Annotated in this window: 21 protein-coding genes; 11 read left to right on the top strand and 10 right to left on the bottom strand. The window is 68.6% G+C overall.

The genetic code is table 11. The annotated features are described in order from the left end of the window. Window positions 1–12: 12 nt before the first annotated feature. The 7 genes from QM693_RS24420 to QM693_RS24450 all read right to left on the bottom strand — a co-directional run bounded on the left by QM693_RS24420 (window position 13) and on the right by QM693_RS24450 (window position 6,596). Window positions 13–432, bottom strand: coding sequence for a metal-sulfur cluster assembly factor (locus QM693_RS24420; protein WP_280782148.1), 420 nt, complete (start codon window positions 430–432; stop codon window positions 13–15). Beyond that, window positions 429–944, bottom strand: a complete 516-nt coding sequence (gene sufU, locus QM693_RS24425; protein WP_283332362.1) for a Fe-S cluster assembly sulfur transfer protein SufU — start codon at window positions 942–944, stop codon at window positions 429–431. Before sufU ends, QM693_RS24420 begins: the two co-directional genes overlap by 4 nt. Next, entirely contained in the window at window positions 941–2,200 is a 1,260-nt protein-coding gene (locus QM693_RS24430; RefSeq protein ID WP_105418540.1) for a cysteine desulfurase, read from the bottom strand. The genes sufU and QM693_RS24430 overlap by 4 nt, the downstream gene beginning before the upstream one ends. A gap of 6 nt (window positions 2,201–2,206) precedes the next feature. Then, window positions 2,207–3,016, bottom strand: a complete 810-nt coding sequence (gene sufC / locus QM693_RS24435; protein WP_280782150.1) for a Fe-S cluster assembly ATPase SufC — start codon at window positions 3,014–3,016, stop codon at window positions 2,207–2,209. Window positions 3,017–3,061: 45 nt separating this feature from the next. Beyond that, window positions 3,062–4,291: a Fe-S cluster assembly protein SufD gene (sufD, locus tag QM693_RS24440; RefSeq protein ID WP_280782151.1), complete on the bottom strand. Its 1,230-nt coding sequence runs from the start codon at window positions 4,289–4,291 to the stop codon at window positions 3,062–3,064. Further along, complete coding sequence (gene sufB / locus QM693_RS24445) at window positions 4,291–5,751, bottom strand: Fe-S cluster assembly protein SufB (RefSeq protein ID WP_009480461.1); 1,461 nt, start codon at window positions 5,749–5,751, stop codon at window positions 4,291–4,293. Before sufB ends, sufD begins: the two co-directional genes overlap by 1 nt. Window positions 5,752–5,846: 95 nt before the next feature. Beyond that, the gene (locus QM693_RS24450) at window positions 5,847–6,596 is read right to left on the bottom strand and encodes a helix-turn-helix transcriptional regulator (RefSeq protein WP_283353657.1); all 750 of its coding nucleotides are present in this window, start codon (window positions 6,594–6,596) and stop codon (window positions 5,847–5,849) included. Window positions 6,597–6,728: 132 nt separating this feature from the next. Here QM693_RS24450 and mptB point away from each other — a divergent pair, with 132 nt between their 5' ends. The 5 genes from mptB (at window position 6,729) to QM693_RS24475 (ending at window position 12,735) form a co-directional block, all read left to right on the top strand. Then, a complete protein-coding gene (gene mptB / locus QM693_RS24455) occupies window positions 6,729–8,513 on the top strand; it encodes a polyprenol phosphomannose-dependent alpha 1,6 mannosyltransferase MptB (protein WP_502942667.1) in 1,785 nt (594 codons plus the stop codon). A gap of 6 nt (window positions 8,514–8,519) precedes the next feature. Next, complete coding sequence (locus tag QM693_RS24460; protein WP_037203409.1) at window positions 8,520–9,464, top strand: ABC transporter ATP-binding protein; 945 nt, start codon at window positions 8,520–8,522, stop codon at window positions 9,462–9,464. Beyond that, window positions 9,461–10,261 carry an ABC transporter permease gene (locus QM693_RS24465; protein WP_283353658.1) on the top strand — a complete coding sequence of 267 codons (801 nt, stop codon included), beginning with the start codon at window positions 9,461–9,463 and terminating at the stop codon, window positions 10,259–10,261. The genes QM693_RS24460 and QM693_RS24465 overlap by 4 nt, the downstream gene beginning before the upstream one ends. Further along, window positions 10,258–11,703: a hypothetical protein gene (locus tag QM693_RS24470; RefSeq protein WP_283353659.1), complete on the top strand. Its 1,446-nt coding sequence runs from the start codon at window positions 10,258–10,260 to the stop codon at window positions 11,701–11,703. The genes QM693_RS24465 and QM693_RS24470 overlap by 4 nt, the downstream gene beginning before the upstream one ends. Window positions 11,704–11,772: 69 nt before the next feature. Beyond that, the gene (locus tag QM693_RS24475; protein ID WP_283353660.1) at window positions 11,773–12,735 is read left to right on the top strand and encodes a COX15/CtaA family protein; all 963 of its coding nucleotides are present in this window, start codon (window positions 11,773–11,775) and stop codon (window positions 12,733–12,735) included. Here the strand turns inward: QM693_RS24475 and QM693_RS24480 are convergent. After that, window positions 12,732–13,097 carry a hypothetical protein gene (locus tag QM693_RS24480; RefSeq protein WP_005565772.1) on the bottom strand — a complete coding sequence of 122 codons (366 nt, stop codon included), beginning with the start codon at window positions 13,095–13,097 and terminating at the stop codon, window positions 12,732–12,734. The genes QM693_RS24475 and QM693_RS24480 overlap by 4 nt on opposite strands. A gap of 80 nt (window positions 13,098–13,177) precedes the next feature. Here QM693_RS24480 and QM693_RS24485 point away from each other — a divergent pair, with 80 nt between their 5' ends. Then, window positions 13,178–14,143, top strand: a complete 966-nt coding sequence (locus QM693_RS24485; protein ID WP_283332357.1) for a quinone oxidoreductase family protein — start codon at window positions 13,178–13,180, stop codon at window positions 14,141–14,143. A 59-nt stretch (window positions 14,144–14,202) separates the two neighbouring features. Here the strand turns inward: QM693_RS24485 and QM693_RS24490 are convergent, their stop codons facing one another. Continuing rightward, the gene (locus tag QM693_RS24490; RefSeq protein ID WP_280782156.1) at window positions 14,203–15,186 is read right to left on the bottom strand and encodes a heme o synthase; all 984 of its coding nucleotides are present in this window, start codon (window positions 15,184–15,186) and stop codon (window positions 14,203–14,205) included. Window positions 15,187–15,402: 216 nt separating this feature from the next. Here QM693_RS24490 and tkt point away from each other — a divergent pair, with 216 nt between their 5' ends. From tkt to pgl, 5 genes are read left to right on the top strand one after another with little or no spacing between them, the layout of a single operon-like run. Next, window positions 15,403–17,511: a transketolase gene (gene tkt, locus QM693_RS24495; protein ID WP_283353661.1), complete on the top strand. Its 2,109-nt coding sequence runs from the start codon at window positions 15,403–15,405 to the stop codon at window positions 17,509–17,511. A 6-nt stretch (window positions 17,512–17,517) separates the two neighbouring features. After that, window positions 17,518–18,642, top strand: a complete 1,125-nt coding sequence (gene tal / locus QM693_RS24500; RefSeq protein ID WP_283353662.1) for a transaldolase — start codon at window positions 17,518–17,520, stop codon at window positions 18,640–18,642. A gap of 3 nt (window positions 18,643–18,645) precedes the next feature. Continuing rightward, window positions 18,646–20,190, top strand: a complete 1,545-nt coding sequence (gene zwf, locus QM693_RS24505) for a glucose-6-phosphate dehydrogenase (RefSeq protein ID WP_064080808.1) — start codon at window positions 18,646–18,648, stop codon at window positions 20,188–20,190. Beyond that, window positions 20,191–21,102, top strand: coding sequence for a glucose-6-phosphate dehydrogenase assembly protein OpcA (gene opcA / locus QM693_RS24510; protein WP_009480448.1), 912 nt, complete (start codon window positions 20,191–20,193; stop codon window positions 21,100–21,102). Continuing rightward, a complete protein-coding gene (gene pgl, locus QM693_RS24515) occupies window positions 21,095–21,838 on the top strand; it encodes a 6-phosphogluconolactonase (RefSeq protein WP_005564790.1) in 744 nt (247 codons plus the stop codon). The genes opcA and pgl overlap by 8 nt, the downstream gene beginning before the upstream one ends. 321 nt (window positions 21,839–22,159) lie before the next feature. Here the strand turns inward: pgl and ppc are convergent. Further along, window positions 22,160–24,738 (bottom strand): phosphoenolpyruvate carboxylase (gene ppc / locus QM693_RS24520; protein ID WP_283353663.1); only part of this gene is annotated, 2,579 nt, incomplete at its 5' end.

Consider the following 24,738-nt stretch of genomic DNA (forward strand, 5'->3'; position numbering starts at 1 on the left):
CGGAGGGGCTGGTCAGACCGTGAAGCCGAGCGCGCGCAACTGCTCGCGGCCGTCCTCGGTGATCTTGTCGGGGCCCCACGGCGGGAGCCACACCCAGTTGATCTTCAGTTCGTTGCACAGACCGCTGCGCACGAGCGCGCCCCGCGACTGGTCCTCGATGACATCGGTCAGCGGGCACGCCGCCGACGTGAGCGTCATGTCGAGGGTCACGACGTCCTCTTCCTCGGTGATTCCGTACACGAGACCGAGGTCGACGACGTTGATGCCGAGTTCGGGGTCCACGACGTCACGCATCGCCTCCTCGAGCTCCTCGAGGCGTTTCGGGTCGGTAATCGCACCCGACGCGGCAGTGGCGGTCTCGCCGCCGTGGTCGGCCGTCGCCTGCTCCGGTACGGCCGTGGCGTCCGCCTCCGGCGTCTGCGTCTCGCTCATGATGCCTGTCCTCCGATTCGAGCTGGTTCGCCGTCTTCTGTCGGAACGGCCGAATCCCGTTCGTCCACGACCCGGTCGTCCACTATCTGAACAACCGCGTCCTTGAATGCCATCCATCCCAGCAGCGCACACTTCACGCGAGCCGGGTACTTCGAGACGCCGACGAAGGCGATGCCGTCCCCGAGGACGTCCTCGTCCCCCTCGACGGTACCGCGGCTGCTGACCATCTCGTTGAATGCGGCAACGGTCTGCAGGGCCTGCTCGACGGGCATCCCGACCACCTGATCGGTGAGCACCGACGTCGACGCCTGGCTGATGGAGCAACCCTGGCCGTCGTACGACACATCCACGACGGTGCCGTCGTCGGCGAGCTGCACGCGCAGCGTCACTTCGTCACCGCACGTGGGATTGACGTGGTGGACTTCGGCGCCGAACGGTTCGCGCAGACCGCGGCCGTGGGGATGCTTGTAGTGGTCCAGGATCACTTCCTGGTACATCTGTTCCATTCTCATGCAGGAACCTCCCCGAAGAACTCCTGTGCGCGCCGCACCGCCGCCGCAAGTGCGTCGATCTCGTCGACCGTGTTGTACAGCGCGAACGACGCCCTCGCCGTGGCCGCGACACCGAAATGACGGTGCAGGGGCCAGGCGCAGTGGTGGCCGACGCGGATGGCGACCCCCTCGTCGTCGAGGATCTGACCGAGATCGTGTGCGTGGATTCCGTCGACCACGAACGACACGGCCCCGCCGCGGTCCTCGGCGGTCGTGGGTCCGATGATGCGCACACCGTCGATGGCACCGAGCGCCGCCAGTGCCGCCTCGACCAGGGTGTGCTCGTGCGCCGCGACCGCGTCCATCCCGATCTCCTCGAGATACCGGACCGCTGCGCCGAGTCCGACCACCTGCGACGTCATCGGAACGCCCGCCTCGAACCGCTGCGGTGGCGGCGCATAGGTGGTGCGTTCCATCGTGACGGTCTCGATCATCGAACCACCGGTGATGAACGGCGGCATCGCATTCAGCAGTTCGCGGCGCCCGTACAGGACACCCACGCCGGACGGGCCGAGCATCTTGTGCCCCGAGAAGGCCGCGTAGTCCACGCCGAGCGCGTGGAAGTCCACCGCCATGTGCGGGACGGACTGGCACGCGTCGAGTACCACCAGCGCGCCGACCGCGCGGGCGCGACGCACCAATTCCTCGACGGGTGCCACCGCCCCGGTCACGTTGGACTGGTGGGTGAACGCCACGACCTTGACGGCGTCGGTCAGCTCGAGCGAATCGAGATCGATCCGGCCGTCGTCGGTGACGCCGTACCAGCGCAACGTCGCACCGGTGCTGCGCGCGAGCTCCTGCCACGGCACCAGATTGGCGTGATGCTCGAGTTCGGTGATGACGATCTCGTCGCCGGGGCCGAGGTGCCGCTCGAAGCGGTCGTCGCCGAGGACGTGAGTCACGAGATTCAGCGATTCCGTCGCGTTCTTGGTGAACACGAGTTCGTCGCTGTCGGCACCGACGAACGCGGCGATCGCCGCACGCGCATTCTCGTACGCGTCGGTGGCCTCTTCGGCGAGCTGGTGAGCGCCCCGGTGCACGGCCGCGTTACAGGTGGTGAGGAACTCCCTCTCGGCGTCGAGCACCTGGTTCGGGCGCTGTGACGTCGCGCCCGAATCGAGGTACACCAGCGGTTTTCCGTCGCGGACCGTACGCGCCAGGATCGGGAAGTCCTCCCGGATCCGGGTGACGTCGAATACGCGCACCGAGGTGGTCATCTGCGTTTATGCTCCTTGCGTTGCTGCAGCCTGGGTGAAGCGCTCGTAGCCCTTCGCCTCGAGCTCGTCGGCCAGTTCCGGTCCGCCCGACTCGACGACACGACCGCCGACGAACACGTGGACGTATTCCGGCTTGATGTACCGGAGGATGCGCGTGTAGTGCGTGATCAGCAGGATTCCGCCGTGCTCGCGTTCCTTGTACTTGTTCACGCCCTCGGAGACGACGCGCAGGGCGTCGACGTCGAGACCGGAGTCGGTCTCGTCGAGGATCGCGATCTTCGGCTTCAGGAGACCGAGCTGCAGGATCTCGTGGCGCTTCTTCTCACCGCCGGAGAATCCTTCGTTGACACTGCGCTCGCCGAACGAGGGGTCGATGTCCAGCTCGGTCAGCGCTTCCTTGACTTCCTTCACCCAGTGACGGAGCTTCGGGGCCTCGCCACGGACTGCGGTGGCCGCGGTGCGCAGGAAGTTGGACATCGAGACGCCGGGGACCTCGACCGGGTACTGCATCGCGAGGAACAGTCCGGCGCGGGCACGCTCGTCGACGCTCATCTCGAGGACGTTCTCACCGTTGAGTGTGATGGAGCCCGAGGTGATCTGGTACTTGGGGTGACCCGCGATGGCGTACGACAGCGTCGACTTGCCGGACCCGTTGGGTCCCATGATCGCGTGGGTCTCGCCGGAACGAACCGTCAGATTCACACCCTTGAGGATGTTGATCGGGTCGGCGTTCTCGTCGGTGTTCGCGACGTCGACGTGCAGGTCCTTGATTTCCAGGACCGAGGTTTCGGGGGTGGAAGCGTCAGGGGTAGACATTGTGATCCTTCGAAGAAATGGGAAGTAGTGGTCCGGCGGCGCGGGTCACACGCCGACTGCGGCGAGTTCGGCCTCGACAGCAGCCTCGAGGCGCTCGCGAATCTCGGCGACGGCGATCTTGTTGATGATCTCGTGGAAGAACCCGCGCACGACGAGTCGCCGTGCCGCGTCCTCGGGGATTCCGCGGGCGCGCAGGTAGAACAACTGCTCGTCGTCGAATCGTCCCGTGGCGCTGGCGTGGCCGGCACCCACGATCTCACCGGTCTCGATCTCGAGGTTCGGAACCGAGTCGGCGCGTGCACCGTCCGTCAGGACGAGGTTGCGGTTCAGCTCGAACGTGTCGGTGCCTTCGGCCGCGGCGCGGATCAGCACGTCGCCGATCCACACGGTGTGGGCGTCGGGCTTTCCCGAATTCGGATCACCCTGCAGGGCGCCCTTGTAGACCACGTTGGACTTGCAGTGCGGCTGCGAGTGATCCACCAGCAGTCGCTGCTCGAAGTGCTGTCCGGCGTCGGCGAAGTACAGGCCGAGCAGTTCGGCGTCGCCGCCGGGGCCGTCGTACTTGACGGTCGCGGACAGGCGGACGAGGTCGCCGCCGAGACTGATCGCGTTGTGGCGGAGCACCGCGTCACGGCCCAGCCGCGCGTGATGCGACGCGACGTGCACGGCGTCGTCGGCCCAGTCCTGGACGGCGACCACGGTGAGGCGGGCGCTGTCGCCGAGAACGAATTCGACGTTCTCGGCGAACGTGCCGCTGCCGCGCTGGTCGATGACGACGGTCGCCTTCGCGAAGGCGTCGAGCCGAATCTGCAGGTGCCCGAAGGCGACCTTGTCCTCGCCCGGGCCGGTGACCGTGATGTTGATCGTCTCGGCGACCTCGACCTCACGGCCGACCGTCACGACGGTGGCCGTCTCGAAACCCGAGTAGGCCTGTGCGGCCACCCGGTCGGCGGGCACGCCGGCCTTGCCCAGCCGGTCGTCATCACGCCCGACGGTCTCGACCTGGACGGAGTCCGGACCGGCGACGTCGACGGTGACCGTGCCGTTCGCGACGGCCGTTCCGTCGTGCAGTCCGCGGAGTCGGCGCAGCGGGGTGAACCGCCAGACCTCGTCGCGACCACCCGGGATCTCGAAGGCGTTGACGTCGAACGAGGTGAAGACCTCACCCTTGTTCTTGATCGGCGAGCCGGTGGCGGTCCGCGCTATCCGCGGATTCTCGCCTGCGACGGCTCCCGCGACTCCGAGATTCTGGACACCAGTTTCTGGCGTGGTCACTAACCCACCGCCCCTTCCATCTGCAGTTCGATCAGGCGGTTCAGTTCCAGGGCGTACTCCATCGGGAGTTCCTTGGCGATCGGCTCGACGAAGCCGCGCACGACCGTGGCCATGGCCTCGTCTTCGGTGAGCCCGCGGCTCATCAGGTAGAACAGCTGGTCGTCGCTCACCTTCGAAACGGTGGCCTCGTGGCCCATGGTCACGTCGTCCTCGCGGATGTCGACGTACGGGTAAGTGTCCGAGCGGCTGATCTGATCGACCAGCAGCGCGTCACACTTGACCGTCGACTTGGAACCGTGAGCACCCTTGTTGACCTGGACGAGTCCGCGGTAGGACGCGCGTCCGCCGCCACGTGCCACCGACTTGCTGATGATCGTCGACGACGTGTACGGCGCGAGGTGCAGCATCTTGGCACCGGTGTCCTGGTGCTGTCCCTCACCGGCGAATGCCACGGAGAGAACCTCGCCGCGGGCGTGCTCGCCCATCATCCAGACGGCCGGGTACTTCATGGTGACCTTCGACCCGATGTTGCCGTCGATCCACTCCATGGATCCGCCGGCCTCGACCTTGGTGCGCTTGGTGACCAGGTTGTAGACGTTGTTCGACCAGTTCTGGATGGTCGTGTAGCGGCAGTGGCCACCCTTCTTCACGATGATCTCGACGACCGCGGAGTGCAGGGAGTCCGACTTGTAGATCGGCGCCGTGCAGCCCTCGACGTAGTGCACCGAGGCGCCCTCGTCGACGATGATCAGGGTCCGCTCGAACTGGCCCATGTTCTCCGTGTTGATGCGGAAGTAGGCCTGCAGCGGGATGTCGACGTGCACACCCGGCGGGACGTAGATGAAGGAGCCACCCGACCACACCGCGGTGTTCAGCGCGGAGAACTTGTTGTCGCCGGCCGGGATGACCGTGCCGAAGTACTCCCGGAACAGCTCGGGGTGCTGCTTCAGGCCCGTGTCGGTGTCGAGGAAGATCACGCCCTGCGCCTCGAGGTCCTCACGGATCGAGTGGTACACCACCTCGGACTCGTACTGAGCCGCGACACCGGCGACGAGGCGCTGCTTCTCGGCCTCGGGGATGCCCAGCTTGTCGTACGTGTTCTTGATGTCCTCGGGCAGGTCTTCCCAGCTCTCGGCCTGCTTCTCGCTCGAGCGCACGAAGTACTTGATGTTGTCGAAGTCGATGCCCTCGAGGTTCGAACCCCAGTTCGGCATCGGCTTCTTGTCGAAGGTCTTCAGCGCGCGCAGGCGGATGTCGAGCATCCAGTCCGGCTCGCTCTTCTTCGCCGAGATGTCGCGCACGACGTCTTCGGACAGACCGCGCTGCGCACTGGCACCGGCCTCGTCGGAATCGGACCAGCCGTACCCGTAATGCCCGAGTGACGCGATGGTCTCTTCCTGCGTGAGCGGCTCGGCGTTGGCCGACGCAGTGGATGTCACCTGGTCTGATGTGACGGTCATGCGAGCTCCTTCCGGAGTCTTGTTACGAGACCGGCGAGGGCTGGTCGCCGGTGGAGAACAGGTTGCTGACAAGGGGATCTATCGGGAAATCGTTGTTATTTGGGACCGGACGGGGGGACGAGTGGAACGTGGGTGGTGCATGCGCAGTCGCCGTTCGCGATGGTCGCGAGCCGCTGGACGTGGGTGCCGAGCAGTTGGGCGAACGCTTCCTGCTCGGCTTCGCACAGTTCCGGGAACTCCTCGGCCACGTGTGAGACCGGGCAGTGGTGCTGGCAGATCTGCACGCCGTTGCCCACCGGGCGCGTCGACGCCGCGAATCCCGCAGTGGTGAACGCGTCGGCGATGGCGTCGGCGGTGGTCTCGAGGCCCTCGGCGCTCTGATCGTCTGCCGGGGTCACGTTTCCGACGATCGCCTGGACTCGGCGACGAGCGAAATCGGTGATCGCGGAGTCTCCCCCGACCTCCCGCAATTGACGCATGGCCGCACCGGCGAGGTCGTCGTACGCGTGTCCGAGCCTGCCGCGGCCCTTGGCGGTGATCTGGAAGTATTTGGCGGGTCGTCCTCGTCCGCGGTGACGCACGGCGACGGAGGACGCCTCGCGCGCCTCACCGGAGTCCAGGAGTGCGTCGAGGTGCCGGCGGACACCGGCGGCACTGAGGCCGAGGCGGGTTCCGATTTCCGATGCGGTGATCGGCCCCTCCTCGAGGAGGAGCTTCACGACGGCAGCGCGGGTGTGGCCTTCATGGCCGACGGCGACGGGTGACGCGGTTCCGACAGGCGCCGCCGAGGAAGGCGCGTGAACTGCGCTTTCCTTCGTTGCACGTGGTGTCGTTTCCGTTTTCACAACACCAGTGTGACGGAATTCGGATCGCAGGTCTACTAAGGGTGCCCTGCCTTACACCTGTGATTATGTGCCGCCCGGGCCCGGGAATACTGGCCGAACCGGTTGTGTTCGGCGCACCGCTACGCTGCCTGTGTGCCGCAGACCCCCGAGAACCCGGAGCCGACCCGCGCGGAGCCGACCTTCACGGCTCGCGCCGCTCTCCGACATCCGGCCGAGCTCGCCCGCCGGGCGCTGGGCATCGACGGCCGCTCCCCGCGCCCCTCGGTGGCGGCCGCGTTGCACGGCGACGAGCCGGAAACCGCGGGGCTGAACGAACAGGAAACCGCGCAGCTCCGCGGGATCCGCCGGTTCGGCGCCACCGGAACCGTCCTGATGGCGGTGGGTGCGCTGGGCGCAGGCGCCCAGCCGGTACTGCAGAACCCGGTCCAGGGGCTTCGCGTCATCGGGCTTCCCGCCCGGATCCCCAGCGTCGCATTGACGCTCACCATGACCGGCACCGTGATGATCGTGCTCGCGTGGCTCCTCCTCGGGCGCTTCGCGATCGGCAGCCTGCAGTCCGGGGCCGTGCGTCGCCTCAACCGGTCTCAGCTCGACCGCACCCTGCTGCTGTGGATCATCCCGCTGTCCGTCGCGCCGCCGATGTTCAGCAAGGACGTGTACTCGTACCTCGCTCAGAGCGAGATCGCGGCCCGCGGGCTCGATCCCTACGCGATCGGTCCCGCCGGTGCGCTCGGGGTCGATCACGTCCTGACCCGGACCGTGCCGACGATCTGGCGCGACACCCCGGCGCCGTACGGGCCGCTGTTCCTCTGGATGGGGCGTGGAATCAGCTGGCTGACCGGCGAGAACATCGTCGCGGGGATCTTCCTGCACCGGCTGCTGGCCCTCGCCGGTGTGGCGATGATCGTGTGGGCACTCCCCCGGCTGGCGCGGCGCTGCGGTGTCGCCGAGGTCAGCGCCCTCTGGCTGGGCGCCGCCAACCCCCTGCTGCTGTTCCACCTGGTCGCCGGAATTCACAACGAGGCTCTGATGCTCGGCCTCATGCTGGCCGGGATCGAGCTGGCGCTGCGGGCCGTCGAACGATCGGAGCCGATCCGCGGGCAATCTCTCCTCCTCCTGCTGTCCGGGGCGGCACTCATCGCCCTGTCGTCGACGATCAAGATCCCCTCCCTCCTCGCACTGGGATTCGTCGGGATGGCGCTCGCCCGGAGATGGGGCGGAACCCCGAAAGCGGTGCTCACCGCGGCCGCCCTGCTCGGCGGGGTGGCCCTGGTGGTCACCCTCGCCATCAGCACGTCCAGCGGACTCGGCATCGGCTGGGTACACACCCTCGGCACTGCGAACGCGGTCCGCAGTTGGATGTCCATCCCCACGCTCCTCGGGCTGGGCACCGGACTGGCCGGGGTCCTGCTGGGCCTCGGCGACCACACGACGGCGGTGCTGAGCCTGACCCGGCCGATCGCGGCCGTCGCTGCGGCGTTCATCACACTGCGGATGCTCGTCGCCACTCTCGTCGGCCGCATCCACGCGGTCGGCGCGCTGGGGCTGTCCCTCGGCGCGGTCGTCCTCCTCTTTCCCGTGGTGCAGCCCTGGTATCTGCTGTGGGCGGTCCTGCCGCTCGCCGCCTGGGCCACGGCACCCGCGTTCCGCGTCCCCGCCATCGTCTTCTCGTCCATCGTCAGCGTCATCCTGATGCCGAACGGCGGCGAGTACCAGCCGTTCGTCATCGTGCAGGCCGCCATCGCCACCATCTTCACAGCCGGAACGCTGATCGTGATCACCCGAAACCGGCTGCCGTGGCGGGTCGGTTCGGAGCAGCAGCCGACCGTGCCGGACACCCAGGATCCGCCCCGGGACGACGCCGACGCGGAAAGCCGGGGCACCGGCCGGGTCACACCAGGCCAGGGCTTACGCTGATTCCCCGTGACCTCGCGAACGCCCGGATCGGCGCAACCTGCTGTACGCCTGGAAGGCGTGGTGAAGACCTTCGACGGTGTGAGGGCCGTCGACGGACTCGATCTCACCGTCGAACCTGCACAGGTGGTCGCGTTGCTCGGTCCCAACGGCGCGGGTAAGACGACCACAGTCGAAATGTGTGAGGGCTTCGTCCGCCCGGACAGCGGCACCGTCCGCGTCCTCGGACTCGACCCCGTCGCGGATGCCGGCGCCGTCCGGGCCCGGATCGGTGTGATGCTCCAGGGCGGCGGCGCCTACCCCGGTTCCCGCGCCGGAGAAATGCTCGACCTCGTCGCCGCCTACTCGGCCGACCCCCTCGACCCCGACTGGTTGCTGCGCAGCCTCGGACTCGAGGATTCCCGTCGCACCCCCTACCGCAGGCTGTCGGGCGGGCAGCAGCAGCGCCTGTCCCTGGCCTGCGCGCTGGTCGGCAGGCCGGAATTGGTCTTCCTCGACGAACCCACCGCCGGACTCGACGCCCAGGCCCGCCTGCTCGTGTGGGAACTGATCGACGCCCTGCGCCGCGACGGCGTCAGTGTGCTGCTGACGACGCACCTGATGGACGAGGCCGAGGAGCTCGCGGACCGGCTCGTCATCATCGACCACGGGTCGATCGTCGCGGCGGGCACGCCCGCCGAGGTCACCAGCCGCGGCGCCGAGGGCCAGTTGCGGCTCAGCGCGCCCGCCGGTCTGGACACCGAGCCCCTCGCGAGAGCCCTCCCCGACGGTTTCCGGGTGGCCGAGTCCGGACCGGGCACCTACCTCGTCGAAGGGCCGATCGATCCGAAGGTGGTGGCGTCGGTCGCGTCGTGGTGCGCCGATCTGGATGCCCTGATCAGCGATATCCGCGTCGACCAGCGCAGCCTCGAGGACGTCTTCCTCGAACTCACCGGCCGGGAACTGAGGGGATGACGATGAGCACCAGCGACCGTCTGACGGAGAATCGTTTCGCCCCGGGCACGTTCGCGCCCGACCCCCGCCCGAGTGGCGCGGCGGTCATGTTGCGGGCCCAGACCGCGCTCGAACTCAAACTGCTCCTGCGCAACGGCGAACAGCTGCTGCTGACCATGTTCATCCCGATCACACTGCTGATCGGCCTGTGTCTGCTGCCCATCGGCGACCTCGGAACGTCGCGGGTCGACAAGGTGGTCCCCGCCGTCATGATGGTGGCGGTGATGTCCACCGCGTTCACCGGCCAGGCCATCGCGGTCGGCTTCGACCGCCGGTACGGGGCGCTCAAGCGGCTCGGCGCCACCCCCCTGCCGACGTGGGGAATCATCGCCGGGAAGAGCGCCGCCGTGGTCATCGTCGTCGCCCTGCAGTCGGTGCTCCTCGGTTCGATCGGGCTGGCGCTCGGCTGGCGTCCGAGTGCGTGGGGACTGGTTCTCGGCGCCGTGATCATCGCCGTAGGCACCGTGACGTTCGCGGCGATGGGACTGCTGCTCGGCGGCACCCTCCGCGCCGACATCGTCCTCGCGCTGGCCAACATCCTGTGGTTCGTCATGGTCGGCGTCGGCAGCGTGGTGTTCGCCACCGGCGAGCTGCCCTGGCTCCTCCACACCGGGGCCCGGCTGATCCCGTCCGGTGCGCTCGCGCACGCGCTCGACGCCGCACTGTCGGGGTCGGTGGATCTGCTCAGCGTCGTGGTCCTCGTCGTCTGGGGTGCGGCCGCGGGAGCCCTGGCGGCCCGGACGTTCCGATTCACGTGATCCGCCGTCCCGCAGCCCGGTGCGTCCGCAGCGTCGGCACCGTTCTGGCAGTCCTGCTCGCCGTCCTCGGCTGCGGCACGCTGCCCGCGGGCGCCGCACCGCAGTGGGGTCCGCCCGCCGCGCCGAACCCGTTCCTCGGACCCGCCGGCACGTCCACGATGCACGGCGACGCGGGGTCCACCGACGTGACTCCGCTGCCCGGTCCCGGGACCGGCCCGTTCACCCTGTCCGCGTACCCGCTGGTGTCGGCGTGCCCGACCCTCCTGCAGGGTTCCGACCGGCTCGTCGTCGCCTTGTGCACGTCCGTGGCCGGCCAGGTCCCGACCGTTCACCTCATCGATCCCGCCGCCCCCGCGGCCCCGTTCGGCAGCTCGCTCGCCACGTTCGCGCTGGCGAAGGGCAGCCTCCTGGGCGGCGTGTACGCGTTCCTCGACAACGACAACCGGCTGGTCGTGGTGGACGGCAACCGTCAGCTACTGCGCCTCGGACATTCGCAGGATCCCGAAGGCCGCTGGCGGATCACCGTCGACTCGCGCGTCGACCTGTCCGGCAGTGTTCCGCCGGGTGACAACGTGACCGGACTGACACCGGACTGGCAGGGCAACGTCTGGTTCGCCACGGGTGGCGGTGTCGTCGGAGCCGTGGATCGCGCCGGCGTCGCGCATGCTCTGCCGTTGGCCGCGGGCGAACAGGTCCAGAACAGCATCTCCACCTCGCCCGCCGGCACCGCGGTCGCGACGACGCATGCCCTGTACCAGTTCACGCTCCGCGACGGGGCGGTGCGGGTGGACTGGCGGCGCGACTACGACCGCGGCCCGGACCGTAAGCCGGGGCAACTCAGCCACGGCACCGGATCCACCCCCACCTACTTCGGGCCGTCGACCGGCAGCGATTTCGTCGCGATCGTCGACAACGCCGACCCGCAGGTGAGTCTTCGGGTCTTCCGCGCCGATTCCGGTGACGAGATCTGCTCCCTTCCGGTGCTCGGCAGCCCGGGCGGCAGCGAGAACTCGCCGATCGGTATAGCCAATTCGGTGTATGTCGCGGGGACGTACGGCTACCCGTATCCCGCGGTTCCGGACGGCGCGGGCCCGGCGGTGCCGACGAACGCCCCGTTCACCGGCGGCATGACCCGTGTCGACATCGACCCGATCGGCTGCCACCAGGTGTGGAGCAACGACGTCCGCAGCGCGGCGGTACCCCATCTCTCGACCGGTGACGGGTTGCTGTACACCGTGATCCGTCACGGGTTCGACGTCACCACGCCCCTGGACGGCTTCTCGTTCGCGGTGATCGATCCGGCGGACGGTTCGGTCGAGCACACCAGCCCACTCCCCGGCACCGCGGTCAACGACACACTGCAGATGTCCGGACTCGTCACCGACACTGGCGACTTCTGGCAGGGCACGGTCACCGGCATCCTGCGGATTCGCGGCGAGTAGCACGGAGTCGAGCGCGCCGCCACCGGCCCAACGACACGCTGTAGTTGACGGCCCTCTACCATCGACGTCGTGCTGTATCGCGGGTTTCTGAGCCTGGTAGACCGTCTCCCCCTTCCGTCGCTGACCGTGCAGCGTGTCATCGCGTTCGCGGTGATCCTCACGCAGGGCGGTATCGCCGTCACCGGGGCCGTCGTGCGGGTGACCGCGTCCGGCCTCGGGTGCCCCACCTGGCCGCAGTGCTTCCCCGGCAGTTTCGTGCCGGTCGGGCACGGCGAGGTCGCCGTCGTCCATCAGGCGGTCGAGTTCGGCAACCGGTTGCTCACGTTCGTCGTCGTCGTGGCCGCGGCTCTGATCGTTCTCGCGGTCACCCGCGCCCGCCGTCGTCGAGAGGTCCTCGTCTACGCGTGGATGATGCCTCTCGGCACCGTCGTGCAGGCCGTCATCGGCGGTGTCACGGTGCTCACCGGACTGCTGTGGTGGACGGTGGCGGTACACCTGCTCGCGTCGATGGCGATGGTGTGGCTGGCGACCGTGATGTACGCGAAGATCTGCGAACCCGACGACGCGCCGGCGATCGACGTGATCCCCGCCCCGCTGCGGTGGCTCACCGCGCTGTCGGGTGTCGCGCTGGCCGGGGTGCTCGCCGCCGGAACGCTGGTCACGGGCGCCGGACCGCACGCGGGAGACAAGAGTCTCGACCGCGTGGTTCCGCGCCTCGAGGTGGAGATCGTCACGCTCGTGCACCTGCATGCCCAGTTGCTGGTGGGCTACCTGGCGTTGCTGGTCGGCCTGTGCTTCGGCCTGTACGCCGTGGGCGCCACCCGCGCGGTGAAGATCCGCGTGCAGGTTCTGCTCGCACTGGTGGTGGCGCAGGCGCTGGTCGGACTCGTCCAGTTCTTCACGGACGTTCCCGCGGCCCTGGTGGCAGTCCATGTCGCGGGTGCCGGGCTGTGCACCGCGGCCACCGCGGCGGTATGGGCTGCGGGACGCACCCGCGAGTACGTCACGCAGCCGGACACCGCGAGCGTCTAGCGCTCGTTGCGCGCCTTCGGGAACCGCGTCTGCCGCGCGACCCAGCCGGCCATCTTCTGGAAGTGACCCTTGCGGGGCGTGACGATGCTGGTAATCGCGCGATCCCACTCCGAGACGGTGACGTCGTCGAAGGATGCGACGACGGCGTTCGCGGTGGCGAGATCCTTGACCACCTGGTCACCGAGGATGCCGTCGGCTCCGACGAGCGTGATGCGGACGCCGGCGAGTCCGATCGGCTGGATGACGGCACTGGCGGAACCGCCGTGCTCGGCCACGAACTTCTTGATCGCGTCGACCGTGTGGGACGGCAGCGAGGGCGCCGGGCTCGCGGGCGCCTGATCCGCGTGGGTGTCGGTACTCATGACCCCGAGAATACTGGGCGGTAGCGGCGTCGTGTCCGCCAGGCTCCGATCGGCGACACTCGCCGTGTAGAACTGAATCCATGCGCGCTATACAGGTTTCCCGTCTCGGTGGTCCCGATGTCCTCGAACCGGCGGAGGTTCCCGAACCCCGGATCGGAGCGACGGATCTTCTGGTTCGCACCGAGGCGATCGGCATCAACTTCATCGACACCTACTTCCGGACGGGGCTGTACCCGCGGCCGTTGCCCTACATTCCCGGAGACGAGGGCTCCGGAGTCGTGGAGGCCGTCGGCGGCGACGTGACCGGTATCGCTCCCGGTGACCGGGTGGCGTGGTGCTCCGCCCCCGGCAGTTACGCCGAGAAGGTGGTCGTCCCCGCGGCGGCCGCGATCACCGTCCCCGACTCCGTGCCCGCCCCGCAGGCCGCTTCCGCTCTGCTGCAGGGAATGACCGCCCACTACCTGGCCCACTCGACCTACCCGATCCAGTCCGGCGACACCGTCCTCGTCCACGCCGGTGCGGGCGGAGTCGGTCTGCTGCTGACCCAGATGGCGACCACGCTGGGCGCGCGGGTGATCACCACCGTGTCCTCCGACGCCAAGGAACAATTGTCCCGTGACGCCGGCGCACACGAGGTGCTGCGATACGACGACGACGTCGCCGCCCGGGTGCGTGAACTGACCGACGGCGAAGGCGTCGCAGCCGCCTACGACGGTGTCGGCGCGTCCACGTTCGAGGCCAGTCTCGCGTCGGTGCGGATCCGTGGGACGGTCGCGTTGTTCGGTGCGGCCAGTGGCCCGGTGCCGCCGTTCGATCCGCAACGGCTGAACCCGGCCGGTTCGGTGTTCCTCACCCGGCCGACACTCGCGCACCACATCCGCAACCGTGAGGAACTGACGTGGCGGGCGGGAGACGTGTTCTCCGCCCTGGCCGACGGTTCGCTGACGGTCCGGGTGGGCGCGGAGTACCCGCTCGAGCGGGCCGAGGACGCGCACCGCGACCTCGAGGCGCGTGCGACGACGGGATCGATCGTGCTGGTGCCCTGACGCGGAGCGTCAACTCAGGCCCTGACGCGGAGCGTCAACTGAGGACCTGACGCGGAAGGTCAGCTCAGCAGGCTGCCGACGGTCTGCAGTCCGAGCACGGAGTCGACGGCGAGACCGACGAAGACGATGGCCAGATAGTTGTTGGACTGCAGGAACAGGCGGAGCGGTTTCACGGCCGCTCCGCCGCGGACGCTGCGGTACAGCTGGTGGGCCATCAACAGGAACCAGGCGCCCGCGACGAGGGTCACGGCGGCATAGACGACGCCCGCGGCGGGGACGAGCGCGAGGGACGTGATCACCATCGCCCAGCTGTACAGCAGGATCTGCTTGGTGACGTGCTCCTCGGTGGCGATCACCGGCAGCATCGGGACACCGGCCGCCTTGTAGTCCTCCTTGTACCGCATGGCGAGGGCCCACGTGTGCGGGGGCGTCCAGAAGAAGATGACCAGGAACAGCACGATGGGCTGCCAGCTCAGCGACCCGGTGACCGCCGACCAGCCGACCATGACGGGCATGCAGCCCGCGGCGCCGCCCCAGACCACGTTCTGCCAGGTCCGGCGTTTGAGCACCATCGTGTACACGAGCACGTAGAACGCGATGGTCAGGACGACCAGGCAGCCGGCGAGCAGGTTGGCCCGCCACCACAGCCACAGGAACGACGCGACACCGAGAGTCATGCCGAACACGAACGCGTGGGACGTCGGCACCGCGTCGCGGGCCAGCGGCCGGCGGGCGGTGCGTTTCATGACCTTGTCGATGTCGGCGTCGACGACGCAGTTGAGCGAGTTCGCGCTCGCCGCGCCCATCCATCCGCCGAACAGCGTGCTGAGGATCAGCGCGATGTCGACGTTGCCGCGGTCCGCCAGCAGCATCGCGGGGATGGTGGCGACCAGCAGCAGCTCGATCACCCGCGGCTTGGTCAATGCGATGTAGGCCAGGACCTTGCCCGTGACGCGACCCAGCACCGTACCGGTGTCGGTCGCGCGGGGGGCGGGGCTGGGGCTGCCGAAGCCGTGTCCGCTCGGCTGATGCCCTGTCCGCACGTTCTCTCCTCGCACCACGCGTAATTCCACATCCGAATGCCGGCGACTGCTCCCGAAGTCCTTCGCGACGGCCGGCCGTCTACTACAAACGATGGTAGACCGCCGCAATGCGCGAACCGAATCGACCCGGATACGACCGCACACTAGGCTGGAGTCGCACAAGAGGCCCACGCATCCTCAGGCTCCACGTTCACCCATGTCAGGAGACTTCTGCCCGTGTCGATCACAGACGACATCCACGTCCTCACGCAACCGGTTCACCCCGCCGACTGGACCGACCTGGACACCAAGGCCGTCGACACCATCCGGGTGCTCGCCGCGGACGCGGTGCAGAAGGTCGGCAACGGCCACCCCGGCACGGCCATGAGCCTGGCCCCCCTCGCCTACACCCTCTTCCAGCGCGTCATGCGCCACGACCCCAACGACGCCGACTGGATCGGCCGCGACCGGTTCGTGCTGTCCTGCGGGCACTCCAGCCTCACCCTCTACATCCAGCTGTACCTCGCCGGCTACGGTCTCGAACTCGACGACCTGGAGGCGCTGCGCACCTGGGGCTCGAAGACCCCCGGCCACCCCGAACACGGCCACACCCGCGGTGTCGAGATCACCACCGGACCGCTCGGTCAGGGCCTCGCCTCCGCGGTGGGCATGGCAATGGCCGCCCGCCGTGAGCGCGGCCTCTTCGACCCCGAGCCCGCCCTCGGCGACAGCCCGTTCGACCACCACATCTACGTCATCGCCTCCGACGGCGACATCGAGGAAGGCGTCACCTCCGAGGCCTCCTCCATCGCCGGAGTGCAGCAGCTCGGCAACCTCACGCTGATCTACGACGACAACAAGATCTCCATCGAGGACGACACCGCCATCGCGCTGTCGGAGGACACCGCCGCCCGCTACGAGGCGTACGGCTGGCACGTGCAGATCGTCGAGGGTGGCGAGAACGTCGTCGCCATCGAAGAGGCCCTGAACAAGGCCCGCGAGGTCACCGACAAGCCGTCGATGATCCTGCTCCGCACGATCATCGGCTTCCCCGCCCCGACCAAGATGAACACGGGCGCGGCGCACGGCGCCGCCCTCGGTGCCGACGAGGTCGCGGCCGTGAAGAAGGCTCTCGGCTTCGATCCGGACAAGACGTTCGAGGTCGCCGAGGAGGTCATCGCCCACACCCGCAAGGTCGTCGAGCGCGGTGCGCAGGCACACAAGGAATGGCAGGCCCAGTACGACGAGTGGACGCAGCGCGCCCCCGAGGGTAAGAAGCTCCTCGACCGTCTGATCGGTCGCGACCTTCCCGCCGGCTGGGCCGATGTGCTCCCCACCTGGGAGCCGGATCCCAAGGGCGTCGCGACCCGCAAGGCGTCCGCCGCCGTTCTCAACGCCGTCGGACCGGTGCTCCCCGAACTGTGGGGCGGCTCCGCCGACCTCGCCGAGAGCAACAACACCACCATCAAGGGCGCCGACTCCTTCGGTCCCGAGGCCATCTCCACCCGGATGTGGACGGCCCAGCCCTACGGCCGCACCCTGCATTTCGGGGTCCGCGAACACGCCATGGGCTCGATCCTCAACGGCATCGCGTTGCACGGACCGACCCGCCCGTACGGCGGCACCTTCCTCGTCTTCAGCGACTACATGCGTCCCGCCGTGCGGCTCGCCGCGATCATGAAGACCCCGGTCACCTACGTGTGGACGCACGACTCCATCGGACTCGGTGAGGACGGGCCCACCCACCAGCCGATCGAGCACCTCGCCGCGCTGCGCGCGATCCCCGGCCTGTACGTCGTGCGGCCCGGCGACGCCAACGAGACCGCCCACGCCTGGCGCGCGGTCCTCGAGAAGGGCGCCGACGAGGCCACCCGCGCTCCCGCCGGCCTCGCCCTGACCCGCCAGGACCTGCCCGTCCTCGAGGGCACCAGCTACGAGGGTGTCTCCCGCGGCGGTTACGTCCTCGCCGACGCCTCCACCGGGGCACCGGAGGTCGTGCTCATCGGCACCGGGTCCGAGCTGCAGCTCGCCGTCGCCGCCCGCGAGACCCTCGAGGCCGAAGGCATCCCCACCCGGGTCGTGTCCATGCCCTGCGTCGAATGGTTCGACGCCCAGGACCAGGCCTACCGCGATGGCGTCCTCCCCCCGACGGTCAAGGCGCGGGTCTCCGTCGAAGCCGGCATCTCCATGCCCTGGTACCGCTTCGTCGGCGACGCAGGCGAAATCGTCTCCATCGAGCACTTCGGCGCGTCCGCCGACTACAAGACCCTGTTCCGCGAGTTCGGTTTCACCGCCGAAGCCGTCACCGCCGCCGCACAGCGCTCACTCGCACGCGTGAAGGGATAGACCGCCATGACTCAGAACCCCAACCTCCAGAAGCTCTCCGAAGCAGGCGTGTCGGTGTGGCTCGACGACCTCTCCCGTGACCGCATCGAGTCCGGCAACCTCGCCGAACTCATCGCGACCAAGTCCGTCGTCGGTGTCACCACCAACCCGTCGATCTTCCAGGCTGCACTCAGCAAGGGCCACGTCTACGACGCACAGGTCCGGGAGCTCGCCGAGCGCGGCGCCGACGTCGAGGCCACCATCCGCACGGTGACCACCGACGACGTGCGCGCCGCCTGCGACGTCCTCGCCCCGCAGTTCGAGGCAAGCCACGGCGTCGACGGCCGGGTCTCCATCGAGGTCGACCCGCGCCTCGCGCACGACGCCGACAAGACCGTCGCGCAGGCCGTCGAACTGTGGAAGATCGTCGACCGCCCCAACCTGTTCATCAAGATCCCGGCTACCGAGGCCGGTATCCCAGCCATCGCCAAGGTGCTCGGTGAGGGCATCAGCGTCAACGTCACGCTGATCTTCTCCGTGCAGCGCTACGAACTCGTCATGGGCGCCTACCTGGACGGCCTCGAGGCCGCGAAGGCAGCCGGTCACGACCTGGCCCGCATCCACTCGGTGGCCTCGTTCTTCGTCTCCCGCGTCGACACGGAGATCGACAAGCGGCTCGACAAGATCGGCACCCCTGAGGCTCTCGAGCTGCGCGGCAAGGCGGCGCTCGCCAACGCCCGCCTCGCGTACGCCGCGTACCAGCAGGTCTTCGAGGTGCAGCCGCGGTTCCAGGGTCTGCTGCCGGACGGGGCCCGCCCGCAGCGCGCGCTCTGGGCGTCGACCGGAGTCAAGAACCCCGATTACCCCGACACCCTGTACGTCTCCGAGCTGGTGGCTCCGAACACCGTGAACACGATGCCCGAGAAGACTCTCGACGCGTTCGCCGATCACGGTGAGGTCGCCGGCGACACCGTCTCCGGCACCGCGGTCGAGTCGCAGGAGGTGTTCGACAAGCTCAGCGCCGTCGGCATCGATCTCACCGACGTGTTCAAGGTCCTCGAGGACGAGGGCGTCGACAAGTTCGAGGTGTCCTGGACCGAGCTCCTGGAGGCCACCGCGGAGCAGTTGCGCGCAGCAGGGCAGAAGAGCTGATACGTGAGCGAGCCCGCAGCGTCAGACGATTGGGTCAATCCACTCCGCGACGGTAGGGACAAGCGCCTACCACGCATCGCCGGGCCGTGTGCGCTGGTGATCTTCGGTGTCACCGGCGACCTGGCCCGGCGCAAGTTGATGCCCGCCATCTACGATCTGGCCAATCGTGGTCTGCTGCCGCCCGGGTTCGCTCTCGTCGGGTTCGCCCGCAGGGATTGGTCGGACGAGGACTTCGGCAAGATCGTCCACGATGCCGTCCGCGACCATTCCCGCACCCCGTTCCGGGAGGACGTCTGGGAGCGACTGTCGGAGGGCCTGCGTTTCGTCAAGGGCACCTTCGACGACCCGGCAGCCTTCCAGGAACTGGCCAACACTCTCGGGACGCTGGAACGCGAACGCGGGACCGGCGGCAATCACGGGTTCTATCTCGCGATTCCGCCGGACGCGTTCCCGGTCGTCCTGAAGCAGCTGTCCGAGGCCGGTCTCGCGCAGTCGAACGACGACCAGTGGCGTCGGGTGGTCATCGAGAAGCCGTTCGGTCACGACCTCGAGAGCGCACGTGAGCTCAACGCGGTCGTGAACGAGGTCTTCCCGGAGGACACGGTCTTCCGGATCGACCACTATCTCGGCAAGGAAACCGTCCAGAACATCCTGGCGTTGCGCTTCGCGAACCAGTTGTTCGATCCGATCTGGAACGCCCACTACGTGGATCACGTCCAGATCACCATGGCCGAGGACATCGGTCTCGGTGGACGCGCCGGGTACTACGACGGCATCGGGGCGGCGCGCGACGTCATCCAGAATCACCTGCTGCAACTCCTCGCGTTCACCGCGATGGAGGAGCCGATCAGCTTCGAACCGTCCGAGTTGCAGGCGGAGAAGATCAAGGTGCTCTCCGCCACCAGGCTCGCCCAGCCGCTCGACGAGACCACCGCGCGTGGCCAGTACGCGGGCGGCTGGCAGGGCGGTACCCGGGTGGTCGGACTGCTGGAGGAGGAAGGGTTCTCGAAGGACTCCACCACGGAGACGTTCGCGGCCATCACCCTCGAGGTCGACACCCGCCGCTGGGCCGGGGTGCCGTTCTACCTCCGCACCGGGAAGCGACTCGGTCGTCGGGTCACCGAGATCGCCGTGATCTTCAAGCGCGCACCGCACCTGCCGTTCGATCAGACCATGACCGAGGAACTGGGGCAGAACGCCCTCGTCATCCGGGTGCAGCCGGACGAGGGTGTGACCATGCGGTTCGGATCGAAGGTCCCGGGGTCGAGCATGGAAGTCCGCGACGTCAACATGGACTTCAGCTACGGTCAGGCGTTCACGGAGTCGTCGCCGGAGGCGTACGAGCGCCTCATCCTCGACGTGCTCCTCGGTGAGCCCTCGCTGTTCCCCGTGAACGCCGAGGTGGAACTGTCCTGGGAAATCCTCGACTCCGTGCTCGAGCACTGGGCCGCGGACGGCAGGCCGGAACCGTACGAGGCCGGCACGTGGGGCCCGCCGTCGGCAGACGAAATGATGCACCGCACCGGTCGCGAATGGAGAAGGCCGTAGATGATCACCGACATTCCCGCGACCACCACCGGACAGGTCAACAAGAAACTGGTGGAGCTGCGCAAGACGGGCGGCGCGGTGACCCTGGGACGAGTACTCACGCTGGTGGTGTGCACCCGCGACAGTGAGTACTCGGAGGACATCATCGACGCCGCCAACGAGGCGAGCCGGGAGCATCCGTGCCGCGTCATCGTCGTCGCCTGGGGGTCCCGTGACGCGGAACCCCGCCTGGATGCGCAGATCCGCGTCGGCGGCGACGCCGGCGCGTCGGAGGTCGTCGTGCTCCGCCTCTTCGGCGAACTCGCCGACCACGAGAGCAGCGTGGTGGTGCCGTTCCTCCTCCCCGACACTCCCGTGGTCGTGTGGTGGCCGGAGACCGCCCCGGAGGTTCCCGCCGAGGATCCGGTGGGCAAGCTCGCGATCCGGCGGATCACCGACGCGACCGATCGCGCGGATCCAGCCGCGGAGATCAAGAGCCGCCTGGCGTCGTACTCGTCCGGTGACTCGGACCTGGCCTGGAGTCGCATCACCTACTGGCGTGCGCTCCTGACCTCGGCCGTCGACCAGCCGCCGCACTCGCCGATCACGTCGGCGGTGGTGTCCGGACTGGTGGACGAACCCGCCGTCGACATGATCGCGGGGTGGTTGGCGAGCCGCGTCGACGTCCCGGTCACCCGGCGGGTCGGCCCGTTGTTCGTGGAGATCAACTTCGCCGACGGTGGTGCGTTGACCATCAGCCGCCCCCAGACGGGTACCACGGCGACGCTGTCACGCACCGGCAAGCCCGATGCGCGGGTCGCGCTCCGCAGGCGGGAAACGAGCGAGTGCCTGGCCGAAGAACTACGCAGACTCGACCCCGACGAGGTCTACGAGACCGCACTCGCCGGGCTGACGAAGGTGACGTATGAGTGACATCCACGTAGAGGTCCACCCCGACACCGACACGCTGGTGACGAAGGCCGCGGAGCGGTTCGTCGACACCGTCGTCGCCGCCCAGAAGGACCGCGGCACGGCGTCGGTGGTCCTCACCGGCGGCGGCACCGGGATCGGCCTGCTCGAGAAGGTCCGGGAGAATCCGGGCGACATCGACTGGCGTGCGATCGACATCTTCTGGGGCGACGAACGCTTCCTGCCTGCCGGCGACCCGGAACGCAACGACGTGCAGGCGCGGGCCGCGCTGCTCGACCACGTCGACGTCGATCCCGACCGGGTGCACACCATGCCCGTCGCGGACGGCATCTACGAGAACGATCCGGAGGCGGCCGCCGTCGCGTACGCGCAGGTACTCGGGGCGCATGCCGGCGGCAAGCAGGTCCCGGTCTTCGACGTCCACCTGCTCGGCATGGGCGGTGAGGGACACGTCAATTCGCTGTTCCCCGACACCGACGCGGTCCGCGAGGAGCACCGGTTCGTCGTCGCGGTGACGGACTCCCCCAAGCCGCCGCCGGTGCGGGTCACGCTGACCCTGCCCGCCGTCCGGCACGCCGACGAGGTGTGGCTGGTCGTGTCGGGTGACGCGAAGGCCGAGGCCGTCGCCGCCGCCATCGCGGGCGCTCCCCCCGTCGAGATCCCGGCGTCCGGGGCCCGCGGGCTGTCCGCGACCCGGTGGCTGCTCGACACGTCGGCCGCGTCCCGGCTGCCGAACTGACGCCCTCATCCGACGGGGTCCTCGTCGTCGTCCGCCGGTAACCCGGCGGGCGACCGAGGGTCCCGCTCGACCGGTGACCGGGTGACCCGGCATTCGGTGACGATCCGACCGGCACGACGGGGGCTTGCCGTGCTCGTCCCCCGCCGTCCGATTCCCCCGCGCCAATGGTCAGGGTTGCCCGCGCAGCGCCTCATCCGTCGCCCCAATTCGTCTCGGAAACGTTCGTGCTCTTTCCCGTTTTGACGCAGCGACGGACGGTTCGGTTCCCCCGCCCCGCAAGAAAGTTCACGCAGTTCTCGCGGGGCGAAGGAACCCGTCCAGCTACCCGCTGTTGCGCAGCGCGGTCGCCAGCCCGTTCATCGTGAGCTGGATGCCGCGGCGCGTCTGATCACTGTCGTCCCCGGCCCGGTAGCGGCGCAGCAGTTCCACCTGCAGGTGGTTGAGGGGCTCGAGGTACGGGAACCGGTTGTGCACCGACCTCTCCAGACCGGGGTTGTCGGCGAACAGGGTGTCGTTCCCGGTGATCGCCTTGTACATCCGGATGGTCCGCTCGTGTTCCTCGGCGATCTTGCCGAACACCCGTCGGCGGAGTTCCTCGTCGGGAACAAGTTCCGCGTAGCGGGCGGCGAGACCCATGTCGGACTTCGACATCACCATCGCCAGGTTCGACAGCACGGTCCGGAAGAACGGCCACTTCTCGTACAGGCGGGACAGCGTGGCCACCCGCTCGGGGTCGCCCTGCGTCCATTCCTCGAACGCCGCACCCGTGCCGTACCACCCGGGCAGCATGACCCGGGACTGACTCCACGACAGCACCCACGGGATCGCCCGGAGGTCGGAGATGGACGTGGTCTGCTTCCGTGAGGCCGGGCGGCTGCCGATGTTGAGGGCCCCGATCTCCGCGACCGGAGTCGACATCTCGAAGTACTCCACGAATCCGGGTGTCTCGTGCACCAATTCGCCGTAGGCGCGGCGGGCCAGCGCAGCGAGCTCGTCGAGGATGCGGTACGCCGGTTCGGCGTCGTCGCCGAGGCCCTCGACGTCGAGCAGGGTGGCCTCGAGGGTCGCGGCGAGCAGCGTTTCCAGGTTGCGTTGCGCGAGGCGAGGTTCCGCGTACTTGGCGGCGATCACCTCGCCCTGTTCGGTGATCCGCAGCGACCCGGCCACCGCGCCGGGCGGTTGCGCGAGGATCGCCTCGTAGCTGGGTCCGCCGCCGCGACCCACGGTGCCGCCGCGACCGTGGAAGAGCCGCAACCGGATTCCCGTCTTGCGGGCAGCGTCCACCAGATCCAGCTCCGCGCGGTACAGCGCCCAGTTGGCCGCCAGGTAGCCGCCGTCCTTGTTGGAATCGGAGTACCCGAGCATCACTTCCTGCGAGTCGCCGCGCGACGTCACCAGGGCCCGGTAGATCGGCACCTCCAGGGTGGCCTCGAGGGTGGCGGCCCCCTGCTGCAGGTCCTCGATCGTCTCGAACAGCGGCACGATGCCCACCGGACAGGACGGCGCCTCCCCCGATCCGGGATCGAGCAGACCCACCTCCTTCAGCAGCACCGCGGCCTCGAGCATGTCGCTGACGGAGGTGCACATGCTGATGATGTAGTTGGGCACGGCGCCCGCACCGAGTGTCCGGACCGCGTCGGCGCCTGCCTGGAGGATGGCAAGCTCCTTCGCGGTCAGCTCACTGAACTCCGCGTTCGCGGTGGTCAGTGGGCGCCGGGTGGACAGCTCCGCCGACAGCAACTCCACCCGCTCGTCCTCGGACAGCGACGGGTAGTCGGCGTGCACGCCCGCCCATGCCAGCAGCTCGGCGACGACGGTCTCGTGGACGTCCGAGTTCTGCCGCATGTCCAGTCCGGAGAGGTGGAAACCGAACACCTCCACCGAGTCCCGCAGGTTCGCCAGCCCGTCGTCGGCGATGGTGCCGTCGCCGCCGCGCCGCAGGGAGTCGTCGACGACGTCGAGTTCGTCGAGCATCTGCCGCGGGGTGTCGTAGGGTGCGAGCCCGAGGTCGAGCCCGTGGTCGGGTGCCTCACCCAGAATCCGGTGCGCGGTGGCCGTGAGACGCCCCCGGATACCCCGAATCGCGCGCCGGTAGGGCTCGTCGGCGCGGAACGGGGAATCGTCCTGCGACGCCGCGGCCAGGAGGTCGAGCGCGGGGGTGACGGTGACGAGGCGAGCCGACATGGACAGTTCACGCTCGAGCGTCTCGAGTTCCCCGAGGTGGTGTTCGAGGGCGGTGGCCGCGGCACGGGTGGTGGCCTGCCGGACCACCTCGTCGGTGACGTACGGGTTGCCGTCGCGGTCTCCGCCGATCCACGAGCCGGGGCGCAGTATCGGTTCCCGGCCCAGATCCGCGTCCGGCCACCGCGATCGCAGGGCGCCGCGCAGTTCGGCGTTGATCTTCGGGACGACCTCGAACAGTGCCGCGTCGTAGTACCGCAGCCCGACCTCGATCTCGTCCTGGATCCGCAACCGCGACAACCGGATCAGGGCCGTCTGCCACAGGGTGAGGATCTGCCGCCGCAGCCGCACGTCGACGTCGGCCGTCTCATTCTCGGTCAGGGCGGTGCGCTCGCGGTAGCGCATCAGTTCGGTGATGCGGGACTGGGTTTCGAACACCGTCCGGCGGCGGGTCTCGGTGGGATGGGCGGTGATGACCGGCGACACGAGCGCCCCGCGCAACGCGTCCGCGACGACGGTGCTGTCGAGGTGCGCAGCGTCGAGTTTGGCGAACGTGGCGGTCAGGGTGCTGTCGGGGGCGGGTTCACCGGCGGCGACGTGGACGGCACGCCGGCGTTCGCGGTGGATGTCCTCGGCGAGATTGGCCAGCAGGGCGAAGTGGCTGAAGGCCCGGATGACAGGAATGGTGTCGCTCGTGGACACCTGGGTGAACATGTCCG

Source organism: Rhodococcus sp. IEGM 1305 (assembly GCF_030058635.1).
In the GTDB taxonomy this organism is placed as follows: domain Bacteria; phylum Actinomycetota; class Actinomycetes; order Mycobacteriales; family Mycobacteriaceae; genus Rhodococcus_F; species Rhodococcus_F opacus_D.

What these genes read in the sequence shown, in the direction of transcription:
- QM693_RS24420 (WP_280782148.1), bottom strand. Translation starts at nt 432, where the DNA reads ATGAGCGAGACGCAGACGCCGGAGGCGGACGCCACGGCCGTACCGGAG.
- sufU (WP_283332362.1), bottom strand. Translation starts at nt 944, where the DNA reads ATGAGAATGGAACAGATGTACCAGGAAGTGATCCTGGACCACTACAAG.
- QM693_RS24430 (WP_105418540.1), bottom strand. Translation starts at nt 2,200, where the DNA reads ATGACCACCTCGGTGCGCGTATTCGACGTCACCCGGATCCGGGAGGAC.
- sufC (WP_280782150.1), bottom strand. Translation starts at nt 3,016, where the DNA reads ATGTCTACCCCTGACGCTTCCACCCCCGAAACCTCGGTCCTGGAAATC.
- sufB (WP_009480461.1), bottom strand. Translation starts at nt 5,751, where the DNA reads ATGACCGTCACATCAGACCAGGTGACATCCACTGCGTCGGCCAACGCC.
- QM693_RS24465 (WP_283353658.1), top strand. Translation starts at nt 9,461, where the DNA reads ATGACGATGAGCACCAGCGACCGTCTGACGGAGAATCGTTTCGCCCCG.
- QM693_RS24480 (WP_005565772.1), bottom strand. Translation starts at nt 13,097, where the DNA reads ATGAGTACCGACACCCACGCGGATCAGGCGCCCGCGAGCCCGGCGCCC.
- QM693_RS24485 (WP_283332357.1), top strand. Translation starts at nt 13,178, where the DNA reads ATGCGCGCTATACAGGTTTCCCGTCTCGGTGGTCCCGATGTCCTCGAA.
- tal (WP_283353662.1), top strand. Translation starts at nt 17,518, where the DNA reads ATGACTCAGAACCCCAACCTCCAGAAGCTCTCCGAAGCAGGCGTGTCG.
- opcA (WP_009480448.1), top strand. Translation starts at nt 20,191, where the DNA reads ATGATCACCGACATTCCCGCGACCACCACCGGACAGGTCAACAAGAAA.
- pgl (WP_005564790.1), top strand. Translation starts at nt 21,095, where the DNA reads ATGAGTGACATCCACGTAGAGGTCCACCCCGACACCGACACGCTGGTG.